Origin of the sequence: Enterococcus sp. 125944 (assembly GCF_051909435.1) — a bacterium.
Lineage (GTDB): Bacteria > Bacillota > Bacilli > Lactobacillales > Enterococcaceae > Enterococcus_D > Enterococcus_D gallinarum.
In genome coordinates, this window is sequence record NZ_JBQASY010000001.1 from 326,870 (window position 1) to 340,369 (window position 13,500).

At 36.9% G+C, this 13,500-nt stretch carries 9 protein-coding genes; 1 reads left to right on the forward strand and 8 read right to left on the reverse strand.

What is annotated here, in order from left to right; genetic code table 11:
* Positions 1-5 precede the first annotated feature (5 nt).
* The 8 genes from ACTFWY_RS01530 to ACTFWY_RS01565 form a co-directional block, all read right to left on the reverse strand.
* Positions 6-3,314: a CDP-glycerol glycerophosphotransferase family protein gene (locus ACTFWY_RS01530; RefSeq protein WP_311810712.1), complete on the reverse strand. Its 3,309-nt coding sequence runs from the start codon at positions 3,312-3,314 to the stop codon at positions 6-8.
* A gap of 11 nt (positions 3,315-3,325) precedes the next feature.
* Positions 3,326-4,513: a CDP-glycerol glycerophosphotransferase family protein gene (locus ACTFWY_RS01535; protein ID WP_219645283.1), complete on the reverse strand. Its 1,188-nt coding sequence runs from the start codon at positions 4,511-4,513 to the stop codon at positions 3,326-3,328.
* Complete coding sequence (locus tag ACTFWY_RS01540) at positions 4,494-5,240, reverse strand: WecB/TagA/CpsF family glycosyltransferase (RefSeq protein WP_176333413.1); 747 nt, start codon at positions 5,238-5,240, stop codon at positions 4,494-4,496. Before ACTFWY_RS01540 ends, ACTFWY_RS01535 begins: the two co-directional genes overlap by 20 nt.
* Positions 5,230-6,387, reverse strand: coding sequence for a CDP-glycerol glycerophosphotransferase family protein (locus ACTFWY_RS01545; protein ID WP_138371729.1), 1,158 nt, complete (start codon positions 6,385-6,387; stop codon positions 5,230-5,232). The genes ACTFWY_RS01540 and ACTFWY_RS01545 overlap by 11 nt, the downstream gene beginning before the upstream one ends.
* 223 nt (positions 6,388-6,610) lie before the next feature.
* Positions 6,611-7,909 carry an asparagine--tRNA ligase gene (gene asnS / locus ACTFWY_RS01550; RefSeq protein WP_005472233.1) on the reverse strand — a complete coding sequence of 433 codons (1,299 nt, stop codon included), beginning with the start codon at positions 7,907-7,909 and terminating at the stop codon, positions 6,611-6,613.
* Between the two features lie 42 nt (positions 7,910-7,951).
* A complete protein-coding gene (locus ACTFWY_RS01555; protein WP_003126924.1) occupies positions 7,952-9,145 on the reverse strand; it encodes a pyridoxal phosphate-dependent aminotransferase in 1,194 nt (397 codons plus the stop codon).
* Positions 9,146-9,166: 21 nt separating this feature from the next.
* On the reverse strand, positions 9,167-9,667 hold the full coding sequence (locus ACTFWY_RS01560; protein WP_003126923.1) for a cell wall elongation regulator TseB-like domain-containing protein: 501 nt from the start codon (positions 9,665-9,667) through the stop codon (positions 9,167-9,169).
* A 54-nt stretch (positions 9,668-9,721) separates the two neighbouring features.
* Positions 9,722-12,484, reverse strand: a complete 2,763-nt coding sequence (locus tag ACTFWY_RS01565; RefSeq protein ID WP_439926550.1) for a helicase C-terminal domain-containing protein — start codon at positions 12,482-12,484, stop codon at positions 9,722-9,724.
* Between the two features lie 228 nt (positions 12,485-12,712).
* On the opposite strand from ACTFWY_RS01565, the gene ACTFWY_RS01570 reads away from it, so the two are divergent.
* Positions 12,713-13,483, forward strand: a complete 771-nt coding sequence (locus ACTFWY_RS01570) for an SDR family oxidoreductase (RefSeq protein ID WP_003126921.1) — start codon at positions 12,713-12,715, stop codon at positions 13,481-13,483.
* Positions 13,484-13,500 lie beyond the last annotated feature (17 nt).

Consider the following 13,500-nt stretch of genomic DNA (forward strand, 5'->3'; position numbering starts at 1 on the left):
TAACTTTATCCATCAATTTCCATATAAAAATTTGTAATTGCCTTCGTATTGTAATCATTAGGATCAAATTTTATTATCTGTTCTATCATTGGTATTTCTCTTTGTATAGCTTGTGCAATATCCTCTGCAGAAAATCCTTCAATGTAGGTCGTAGAATACTCTCCCAAAACTGAAACATTTGCAGGGATATTTGTAGCTAGAACAGGAAGTTTTAACGTTAAAGCCTCTAATAAGACCATAGGTTGCCCTTCATAGATTGAAGGAAAAACAAACAAATCACATTGTTTCATAATCGAAAAAGGATCTTCTTGATGTCCTAACAGAAAGACATGTTCTTCAAGCTCAAGTTTTTTGATTAGCTGCTTCATCTCAAGTTTTAAAGGACCTTCTCCTAAAATATACAAACGTACATTTTTTTGATCTTCAATAATTTGCTTGATAGCCTTGATTAAATTGATTTGATTTTTTTCTGGTGATAATCTGCCCATATTAACTAAATTGATAGAGTCAGATGAGATGGTAGGACCGCTTATCCACTTCTGATTCTTGGCTCTTTCATCAATTAAGTTACTTTGAATTTCCATTGAGTTGACTCTTGCTTCCTCAATGTTTTTTGCTTCAATCCATATTTTATTTCCTTCTGCTGAATTAGTACAATAGTAATCCTTCTGATTAATTGTTGCTTTTTTTGTAAATAAAGCTACATCGTCTTTTTCAAACATAATGGCTACTTGTTCGCTTCCAGCAATTGGCTCTGGTTCAGTCCATCCAATTGTTGTTTTATTTTTGAATTGACCTTGAATAAATATAGACTGAAACTTATCTAACACAATTGTTTTTTCTTTGACATTTTTATTCAAAAAATAATTTATTAAAGCCCTTAGATGAAACGTTTGATGAAAATTTGAAAGACAATTTTTGTTAATCCAGCCGATTTCTCCATTGCTGTTTTCAATGTAGCAGTAGCTGGTGTCATTAATTTTCTGCTCTTTACTAATATAAGCATACGTATTATTTAAATATTTAAGTGGTGAGCGAATACTATTCAAATCACTCATTGAATAATAAATCATTTCATCATTGCTGCAGTTAATTGTAGCAATCATTGAGCGGTTTTCTATTATTGTTTCTTCCTTTTGGATACCTTTGTTAGAAGCCTGAATAAATCTTTTTTCAATCCAACCTGTATAAATGCCATTAACTGTAATTTTTGCATACTCTTTCATATTATAAAAAGTTGATGCAAGTACATAAATTTCGTCATCTTCTGTAATTGTTTTGGAAAAATATACTCCTTTTTCCAGCAGTGATAGGCTTGTATATACTTGATAGGTTTTAGCGGCAATGATGTTTCCTGTAAATCTAAAATTAGATATTTCTTGATTATTGGCGTTTGGATTACTACTATCTACAGATCCACTTGTCATGATCTTAGATATATCAATTGTATTTGTCGTGTAACCAATTTGTCCATCCGTGATAAATTCTTTTAAATTCTTTCTGTTAATTTCCATGGTCTCTTTTGAAACACTAAGAATACGATCGAACAAGTAATAAATGGAAAAGACTGCAGGTAGATTTTTTTTATGCGGAGCCTTTCCATTAATGATTTTTTTTGAATCACTTAATAAATCATTATGTTGAAAAATAATTCTCTTATTACTGTTCATGAATGCAATCAATTTTGCCCAGAAAAAGCTATACCCACTAAAATCAATTGCAACATCAAACGCAATATTTCCTACAATCCTCGCAGCCTCTCTTTTATAAGCTTTCTCTGGTAGCAAGAAGCGCCACCCTTTCTTCAATGAAAAGAGCTGAATAAAATAATCTCTGATTAATTCATTTCTAGTAAAAAGTGAATTTCCTGGACGAAATAGCATTCGAACATTTTTATTGATCTTATTTAAGTTTTTTATTTCTTCACTGGAAATAGGTTTATTCAGAATAATAGAAATATCATACTTGCTATAATCTATATTGTTACTTAGATTAATAAAACTTGTTGTGATTCCATTATTTTTCATGCCACCAGGATAAATAATAAGTTTTTTCAGATCATTTCTAAGAAGTATCTCCTTAATTTTTTTTGATTTCCTTTTTTTGAAAATCCTTTCAACATAACGCTTAGTTACATTACCATCTTGGTAATTGCAAATTTTCTCTTTCATTAAACGATAATTTTGTCCATATTGATCCACAAAAATATCTTTTTTTTCTATCAGGTCAATAAGCTCATCGACTGTCTCAGCAACAGGTCCGGGTAATACACTTTCTGGGAGATACATTCCTCTATCCGCTTCATACAAATCTCTGTCCCAAACATAAAAAATAATAGGTTTGTCTGTAACCAAAAAATCAAAAAAGATGCTAGAGTAGTCAGTGATCAATAAATCAACAATTGATAATACCTCATTTGGATCCAAACTATCTGGAATCAAAATATGTTTGATTCGCTCATTTCTGCTTAATGTCTTGTAAATATAAGGATGTACCTTGACCAATACATTATATTTTCCCTTAAAATAGTCTTTTAAAAGATAGGTTTCTCTTATAATTTGTTCTTCATCATTTGAGGGATTTAATATAGAAGATCCTTTCCATGTTGGCGTATATAAAATAGTTGGCAAATTATCATCAAAAACGAGGTTTAACTCATCTAATTCTTCTTTGATGACTTCTCGTTGAATAGAATTAGTGCAATCTATTCGAGGGTAGCCTCCTTCTAAAATCACTCCAGGAAAAATTCCGTCTAATCGATAGCTTTTTGAAAAAATTTCAGTTGTGTGAGCATTCGGCGATAGAATATAATCAGCCATTAAAAAATTTCTTACAACATTTTGCGAATGAGCAGGATTTCCTGGGATATCAAATCCCATATATTTTAAAGGTGTCCCATGCCAAGTATTTATGTAAATTTGCTCTTTTTTCTTAACAAAGAAAGATTGAAAAGTAGCATTGTTCACTAAATATTCTGCAGACGCAAGCCATTTCAAATATTCTTTTGAGTTTCTCACTACAAAATCAACATTCTTATAAGAAGCTTTTATTTTATTAACAGTAGGATAATCTAAATCATTGATTACCCACACATGGTGATAATGAGCGAAGTCGGGATCATTCACTAAATACTTAAAAATTGCAAAAGGAGAGTCTACAATTGATTGACCATCCCTGACTTCATATAGTATCGTATTTTTCTTTATATCGATTGTACTTAATTTTGCATAAAACGACGCTATACTACCATTTTTTGAAACAAAACTGTTTAATACTTTGTTAATCAGCAACTTAATATTCCCTACTGCACTCATATAGTATCCCCTTAATTACTTGCCTTGATCAATTCTGCCACTTTTAGAGAAGCTTCTCCATTTTCCCAAGAGCAAAATTTATTATAAAATTCTAGATATTTTTTATCATTGAGATTTTTTTTACTGGTTTCTGTATAAAAGTTTTTTATCGCATTATAGAATGATGTTTCATCTTTACAAATTGGTCCAGGTAAACTATCATAATCAAAATAAAATCCACGAACCTCATTCTCATAATGAACCAAATCATAAGCATAAAATATCATTGGTTTCTTTAATATCGCAAAGTCAAACATAACTGATGAATAATCTGTTATTAAGCAATCAGCAATCAGAAACAAATCATTTATATCCTCATCAACACAGACCCTAACTTGATTTTCATACCCATCTATATCTATTGAATCTTTTACTAAATAATGCGGTCTGATAATTAGCAAATCTTCTTTATCAAGAAGTTGTATCATTTTTTCTAATTTGAAAGGCATGTTAAACTTGTAATTCCCCTGGGAAATAAAATAATCATCTCGCCAAGTTGGTGCATATAGAAAAACGTTGCCTCGTTTTTCTCCTAGGAGTTCTTTTTTCAGTTGGTTGACTATAAACTCATTATTTGCTTGCACTAAACGATCGTTCCTAGGATATCCGATATCTAAAAAATTATTTTCGAAAGCAAATGCATGTTTAAATATCTCTTTTGAGTATTCATTAGGTGCGACTAAATAATCCCAACGCTTACTTTCTTTGATAAAGCTATCTTGATAGGATTTAGTATTTGTACCAGGCATGACAACATTTTTGATATCTAATCCTAATTTTTTCAAAGGGGTCCCATGCCATGTTTGAAAATAGACTGTTTGCTTATTTTTTTTAAACCAGTTTGACATTCGTGCATTAAAAATCCAAAAACCCGCCCTTGAAGCTACCCATAACCATTTCATTGAATAGCGAGAAAGAAAATTCATTTCTGGATACATAGCTTTTGCTTCTAATAGATTTGCTTTTTTTATTCCCCAATAAAGATTCCAGTTTGCAAACTCTTCGTCTTGAACCATAGCATTATAAATCGCTAAAGGATTATCTGAAGGGATATTCCCGTTAAAACTTTCAAATAAAACTATTTTTTTATTTACTGGAAAGATTGCTGTGACTATATTGAATAACGTTCGATAAATAAAACTAATAATTTGTTTTATCATTTCTATGCACCATCTTCCAATAAATACTTTTCGCCATAAATACTGGCAACTGTAGAATTCTTCCAATCCTCTTTGGATTGCTCAAAGAACGGTACAACCATTCTAAATGACAATTAATAAAAAAAGCAGGAGCTCTTTTTACGTGACCGCTTAAAACATCAAAACTCCCCCCAACATCTTGAAAAACTGATGCTTCAAGCGCATTTGTATTTTTAGCCAACCATTTCTCTTGCCGAGGAAACCCCAACGCTACAAAAAGAAAATCAGGTTGAGCAGCATTTATTTGATCAACTAAGATTCCATCGTCCATCTTAGTATATCCGTCCACTGCGCCTGCAACAATCAGGTCTGGGTATCGCTGATTGATGTTCTTAACTGCATCAGACAGGACTTCTGGCTTTGCTCCATAAAAAAAAGCACTTTTCTTATGAGTATTTGCGTAATCCAATAATTTCAACATTAAATCGTAACCAGTGACTCTTTCCTTGATTTTTCCACCAGTTAATTTCGAAACTAAGACTACGCCAATCCCGTCAGGTATGCGATGTGTACTATGATTGATAAATCGCACGATTTCAGGAAATTTATTGCTTTCAGTGATGATTTGCGGGTTTACACTTACAATAGTCATTTTACGATTACTATTGATATAATTTGGTAAATCATTGATTACATCCTCATAGGTAACTTGATCCACAAAAATTCCCATTATCTCTTCAGTTTTCATATTGTTCATCAATCCATTCAAATAAATAGTTCATTGCATTTCCAGAAACAAACGTATTCCACTTCGCATTAAAATCCACTAAGTCCTGTTTTTCGGAGGACATTATTTCTTCAAATAATCCAGCTGGCGTTTTCACGATTGAAGAATCCAGAGTATCTTTGAAGGCCTCTTGTATCCCCACAAGATCATCATATAATTCATAGTCATAACAAAAATAAATTATTTTTCCATTTGGATTCGCTAAAGAAAATTCAAATGGAACTGAGGAATAATCCGTGATCAGACAATCTGCAACAATAAGTAAATTTTTTAGATCATGTTGCATTTCATCAATAAAATAAGATGGATATTTCTTAGCCAAGTTTTTTAATTTTTTATCATGGGGATGGGCATGGATATAGAATACCCATTCATCACCAATTTGTTCTTCAATTTGCTCGAAGTCCAGCGGAAGCTCATAGTCGTTTTCTCTATAGGTTGGAACATAGAGAGCAATTTTTTTATTAGTCCCTTTTGATAAAATATTCTTTTCTTTAAGAATGTTTTTTTCGTTCCGATTGAAATAATAATCCGTCATGGGATAACCGAATTTTAAAAAGATAGGATCGATATTGTAACTTTCAGCAAAAATTTCAGCCATTGTCGGAGAACTTACTACAAAATGCGTAAACGTATCATATACTTTTTGATAACGTTGTTGATCCTTAGCAGTTGCTTTCTTAGCATATTGGGCTTGCAAACCAAATTTTTTGATTGCCCCATTTGCATGCCATATTTGAACAACTTTTGTTTGTTCATCAAAAGACATCCCCCCCAGAAAGGCGAAATAATTATCACATATAATCATTTGCGACGCTTTAATAATCGGGATGATTCTAGTACACAAGATATAAAATGACTGCAGAGGATAGCAGTCGATTCTTTCTTGATTAAATCGTTTAATCGTTTCTTGCGCATTGCTGGTATAACAAATAACCAAACGATTACCGTATCTTTCAACTAAAGCATCCAAAACATAGGTACTTGTGGATGGAAAACTTAACAAAAAGACGATTTTATTGTTTTTAGGACGTCTCCTTAGTGAAAAAAGTTTAACTAAGGACAAGTAAACGATTTTTGAAAACGAAATTGCAATTTGTTTAATCATAAATAACCTCTATTTATTTACATTAGTTCTTATTTTACCTGATAATAAGCAAAAAGAAAATAAATGTAACAAAACCGTTATATTTCAATAAAAGTTACACCTTCCGGCATATGGTGATCTTTTGATAAATCCAAAAACTCGCACCTTCATTCCCCTAAGATTCCTTGCTTCCTTTTACCAAAAAAAGCCAGCTTCCTACCCAGAAGCTGGCTTTTAATATCCTCTATGGATAAATACGATTCAATAAGCGTGGGAATGGAATGGCTTCACGCACGTGTTCGATACCTGATAGCCATGTAACGGTCCGTTCAAGACCTAGACCAAAACCGGTATGTGGAACTGAGCCATACTTGCGAAGATCTAAATACCAAGAGTATTCATTTTCATCTAATCCGTGGTTACGGATTTGTTCTAGCAAGAATTCATAATCTGTAGCCCGTTCTGAGCCACCGATGATCTCCCCATAGCCTTCTGGTGCAATCATATCTGCACAGATCACGACATCATCTCTTGTTGGATGTGGTTTCATATAGAAAGGTTTGATGGCTTTTGGATAGTTAAGAATAAAGACTGGTTGATCAAATGAGTTTGCAATAAATGTTTCGTGTGGCGAACCAAAATCGTCTCCCCATTGAATGTCCTCAAAGCCATTTTTTTGCAATAGTTCTACGGCATCATCATAAGAAATACGAGGGAATGGTAATTTCGTATACTTTTCAAGAATGGCACGATCTCTGCCTAAAACATCTAATGCATAATCACAGTTGTCCAAAACGCTTTGTACAAGGAAAGCAACGTATTGTTCTTGTACTTCCAAGCTTTCTTCTTGATGCATGAAAGCCATTTCCGGTTCGATCATCCAGAATTCGATTAGATGACGACGCGTTTTAGACTTTTCTGCACGGAAAGTCGGTCCGAATGAAAAGACTTTACCAAATGCCATCGCTGCAGCTTCCATATATAATTGACCAGATTGAGATAGATATGCTTTTTGATCAAAATAGTTGGTTTCAAAAAGATCCGTTGTTCCTTCCGGTGCAGACCCTGTCAAAATTGGTGGATCAATTTTGATAAAGCCATTATTATTGAAAAATTCATAGGTAGCACGAATCACTTCGTTACGGATCTGCATGATGGCATGTTGTTTTGAAGAACGTAGCCATAAATGGCGATGATCCATCAAGAAGTCGGTGCCGTGCTCTTTCGGTGTGATTGGGTATTCATGGCTTTCGCCCACTACTTCAATGCCGCTGATGCCGATTTCGTAGCCAAATTTCGAACGGCTATCTTCACGAATCTCACCAGTTACTAGAACTGCCGTTTCTTGATTTAAATTTTTGGCAAGCTGAAAGACTTCTTCGCCCACTTCGGTTTTTACCACGATACCTTGAAAATATGCGGTACCGTCACGTAATTGCAGAAAGGCAATTTTTCCACTTGATCGTTTGTTTGCGACCCAAGCACCAATCTGTACTGTTTCGCCAACATGTTTTTTTGCATCTAAAATTTGAATAGATTCCACACGTTTCTCTCCAATCTGATAATAAGGGTTCCATAAAGCATTTTAAGCTTTTCGGCTTTTCTTTTCAACAAAATCCTGCAAACGTTTTGCGGCTTCTTCCAAGGTTGCCCAATCGGTTGCATAGCTGATCCGTAAATTGTCTGGTGCACCAAACCCAGCACCAGTAACGACTGCTACTCCGGTCTCTTCCAGAATTGCTTCCACAAAATTATTGATGTCTTCATATCCGCACATATTCATTGCTTCCCTGACGTTTGGGAAAAGGTAAAAAGCGCCTTGCGGTTTTACTAATTGAAAACCTGGAATGGCTGCAACAATCGGATAGATTTTATTTAATCGGTCTTCGAATTGCTGACGCATGATTTCAATGGAGTCTTGATTCCCTGACAGTGCTTCAACAGCAGCATATTGACTGACAGCTGTAGGATTGCTAGTTGCTTGAGAAGCAATATCCGTCATCGCTTGAATGATTGTTGGATCGCCGACGGCAAATCCAATCCGCCAACCAGTCATGGCATATGTTTTTGAGACACCATTAATGATGATCGTTTGCTTACGAATAGCCTCAGACAAGCTAGCAATCGGCGTAAAGGAGTGGCCATTGTAAATCAGACGACCATAGATATCATCAGAAACAATCAAAATATGATGTTCAACTGCCCACTCTCCAATAGCCTGTAGTTCTTCTTTCGAATAAATTGCTCCCGTTGGATTGGAAGGCGAATTCAAAATAATGGCTTTAGTCTTAGCTGTTCTAACAGCTTCTAGTTGAGAAACCGTTACTTTAAATTGCTCAGTTTCCGCAGCATAGACGAAGACTGGTTGCCCTCCTGCTAGTTTCACTTGCTCTGCATAGCTGACCCAATATGGCACAGGAATAATCACCTCATCTGCTGGATCGATCACTGCTTGAAACAACGCATAAAGCGCAAATTTAGCGCCATCTGTTACGATCACTTGGTTGGTGTCATACGTTACGCCATAAAACTCCTGCAGATAGCGTAGGATGGCTTCTTTTAGCTCAGGGATCCCAGCTGTCGGGGTATAAAAACTTGCCTTCCCATTTTCAATGGCTTGGATAGCGGCTTGACGAATATTCTCAGGAGTAATAAAGTCGGGTTCTCCTACCGTCAAACTCAATACGTCAACGCCTTGCGCTTTTAACGCCTTAGCCTTGGCAGCTGCAGCTAATGTAACTGAGGGCTCTACTTGATACGCTCGTTTGGAGAGTGTCATGTCAACCATCCTTTCTCTAAATCAAATATTATTGATGGCATTGATTTCCTTGCCGTCTTTAAAACCTAGCAAATAATAATGAAGTTCACCAGAAGCATCTTTCGTCATGATTTCCCAAGCAGCTTGCTCTTTAAACAATCCTAAAGTAGCTTTCTGGATCGTTTCTTCTGGATGCTTTTCGGCAACCAATTGACGAGCGGCTTCTTCCGTTAGACCATCTGATTGTTTAAAAACTGACACTTTTTCACCGCTTTTAGGAATAATGACGACGATTTTATTTTCTTTATCATCTGTACCAACTAAACTAAAAGAAGAGGCTTGACGATTAAACCAATAAAATTGATCGACCTCTTTCAAATCCGTATACTTTTGAGCAATTTCGATTGCTTCATTGCGTGCCTGTCGCATCGGACGAGTCGAACGGATGTAGAAAATCGATGAGAATATGATAACGATCAATAAAAAAACGATCGCACCCAGTAAAATCATCACACGGCGTTGTTCTTTGTCTTTCGTTTTCACTCGTTATCCTCCATAAAAATAATATGCTCTATTATAGCAGATTTCAGCTATCTTTTAAGAAAAATGTTTTTTTGGTGTTTCTTCTGCTCCAGAATCAAAAAACGCCCATATGTCCTCGGTCATTTCTTGTGGTGTAGCTTCTTTGACCGGCAGATTTTTTGGCAAACCTTTAAGTATTCGCTTGCCATACTTCGTAGAAAGAATCCGACGATCAAGAACCACCATTACTCCTTGATCATTTTCCGACCGAATCAGACGTCCCAACGCCTGACGCATTCGGATAATTGCTTTTGGCAATGCATCCTCCTTGAAAGGATCAATACCTTCCGATGCTAAAAAAGCATGACGTGCTTGAACAAGCGGTCGTTTGGGGTTCTCAAATGGTAAGCGCGTCACAACCGCGATTTTGAGCGCTTGACCGGGTAAATCGATACCTTCCCAAAAACTATCTGTTCCAAAAAGAATCCCATTTTCCGCCAGTAAAAAGCGCTTGATGATTTTCTCGCGACTACCGCCAGTCCCTTGTGCTACAAGTTCTCGTCCTTGTTCCAAGGCTTTTTTATGCAGTTTTTCATAGACCCGTTTCAATGTTTCATGAGCAGTGAATAATACAAGTGTTGGCTGCAAATTTTCAAATAGCAACGGTGTTAATGCATCGGCCAAATATTGCGCGTATTCTTCATTCGTTGCTTGCTGAATCGAGATTCCTTGTTTGACAATAAATAGGCGTGCTTGCTTTTCATAATCATAAAATGCCGGAATCGTTTTGACCGTCACTTCAGGAATGCCTAATCGGTGAGCAAAGTAAGATTTGTTACCAGGAATTTTCAATGTACCGCCTAAATAAAGAATATGTTTGTACCTTGAATACCATTTGCTTTCGATAATTTGATTTCCCTGCAGGTCTGCCACTTCAATAATCGCTGCAGCAGTCCCTGCTTTTTTCTTGATCCAATGGACATACCGAGGTTGCCAATTCATCAGCCACGATTGAACCGTCGCTGCCTGTACCTCCATATCATGGAAATAATCGAACAAGCGGGCAATCAGGATGCGCTCCCGAGCCAATCGCCGTTCTTCTGTCGCCATGAAGGTTGTCTGCAATCGCTGTTGGATTTCTAAAATTTCTTTATAATACAAATGAATTTTTTGATGGAGACGATCTTGCTGCAAGCTGCCATCGTAAAGATCCTTGCGTTGGACAAGTGTCAGTTCTTCCCCATCGATCACGAGTGTTTCAAAATAGGCTTCTAGCGTATCGATAATCAATTTGATGGCATCGATATACAATGAAAATAAATGGGAAAGATCGAATTCTTCAGCGACGAGTTGCTTGATCTCTTCAAACAAACCTTCTTCATTCAATTGCAAAAATTGTCGTTTGAACTGTTGGGAATCAAAGGAATTTTGCGAATATCTTTCGGCAATCTCCGGCAAATGCTGGACTTCATCGATCAGCAGAAAGTCACTCGTTGGTAGTAGTGGATACTGTCGCCGATTTTCCTGCATCAAAAATGCATGGTTGACAATCAGCACATTGCTTTGTGTCATCTTATTATAGAGATGGCGCACAAAATCCTGCTCATAAAAAGCTTGATTCTTTGCCAAAAAATCCACCCCTCGATGACGGATTTCCAAAAACAGCGGATGATCAAGACGCACAAGATTCAATTCATCAAAATCTCCGGTCTCAGTTTTGGTCAGCCAAACTAAAAGTCCCATCTGGTACTGGGCATACTGTTTTTGTTCAAGCGGTTGTTCTAATGTTGCTTTGAACCGCTGGAGATCAATGTAGTGTTGATGGCTTTTCACAACAGTTGCCTGCAACGGTTGTTCCAGTACTTGATTGACTAATGGGATGTCTTTAGCCAATATCTGATTCTGTAGCAAAATCGACGTGGTACTGACGATTAATGGATTTTTTGGAGTAGCTAAGTAGCTTGCAGGAAATAAGTACCCGATGGTTTTTCCCATGCCGGTTTCTGCCTCAATGATCAGATTTTTTTCTTCATGAGAAAAGTGATCATAAACAGCATTCATCAACCGCGCTTGTTGTTTTCGATAACTGAGGCGACCATCAAAACATTTGATCTTATCCGCTTTAACTTTAGGATACTCTCCTTGAAAATAGCTTGATTCAAACAATGGCACACTCTTTTTTCGCAGAACCAATCCATCGATTTCTTCCAAATGTTCAGGAAGCGGCTCTTCGGTACGTTCACTGACGATCCGCTGAATATATTGACTGGTCTGCATCCCCATTTGACCGCTCAACTGGGCGATTTGCTTTAAAGTCACCCATGGCAGTTCACGCATGATCGATTCGATGTACAGCAATAATGCCGCGGTCACTTCCGCATCGCTATCCGCCTGATGTGGATTCTCATGAACAAATCCGATACTTTCAGCCAGATCTCCCAAACGAAAGCTGCTTTCTGTCGGCAAAAAAACTTGCGCCAATTCCACGGTATCGATTCCTGGAATCTCAAGGGGCGGCATCCCGCATCGGATTAATTCTTGACTTAAGAAATGATAGTCAAAATAAATATTATGAGCCACAAAGACTGTTTGTGTTAACAAATTATAAATCGTATGAGCAACATCTTCGAAATACGGTGCTCGTTTCACTTGTTGATTGGTGATATGAGTCAAATTCTGGATCTGCTTTGATATTCTTCGATCCGGATTGATATCTGTCGCAAATCGATTAATGACCTGACCATCTTGGATCAAAACACAGCCAAATTGGATGATTCGATCAATGGCAGGATCAGTCCCCGTTGTTTCAAGGTCGACCACAGCGTATATGGGTTTCATTTCGCTTCCTCCTTACGCACTTCTTGCATTATACTACAAAATCTTTGCCTCTTACATCTGTTTTAGCCAATAACGAGGAAATCAAATTTTGAGATCAATCAGACGAGAAGCTTGATTTTAGGACTAAAGTCCTCATACGTTCATCCTATCAAAAATCAATGGACCATCCGTATCTTTCGACAAAGGTCAGGAACTTTTTTATAATTTAATTAAGAAGGAGGCGTTTAAATGAAACGGTTTGAAAATAAAAGGGTTATCGTGACGGGTGCAGCATCCGGCATTGGCAAAGCAGTTGCCCAGCAATTTCTGGATCAAGGAGCAGTCGTTGGTCTATTAGACATTGATGAAACAGAATTGAAGGCATTTGTAGAAGCCACTGAAGGTCAATCGATTTATCGTGTGGTTGATGTATCAAAAGGAGAAGAGCTCTTACAGGCAGTCACAGCGTTGGCACAAGAGTTGGGTGGTGTCGATATTCTCCACGTTAATGCAGGGATCAATGGAACCTGGACCCCTATCGAAGAGCTTTCACTAGATGATTGGGATACGACCATTACAACGAATCTTCGCAGTACTTTTGTCACAGTTAAAGCAGCAATTCCTTTTTTAAAAATCAACGGCGGCAGTATCGTGATCACAAGTTCGGTTAACGGCAACCGAATTTTCAAAAATTTCGGCGCTAGTGCCTACAGCACATCTAAGGCTGGTCAAGTTGCTTTCATGAAAATGGCGGCACTCGAGCTTTCCGGCTACAACATCCGAGTCAATGCGATTTGTCCAGGAGCGATTTCAACAAATATTGATGAGAATACGGCTATCGAAGAGGCTGTTGAAAAAATCAAAATCCCAATCGTCTTTCCGGAACGGGAACGTCCTTTGCGTCAGGAGACTGGTATTCCAGAACAAGTAGCTAACCTCGTGCTGTTTCTTTCCTCTGAAGATGCAGGAAACATTTCGGGTACAGAAGTCTATGTTGATGGAGCAGAATCATTGTTATAATAAAAATAGCCTGTGAA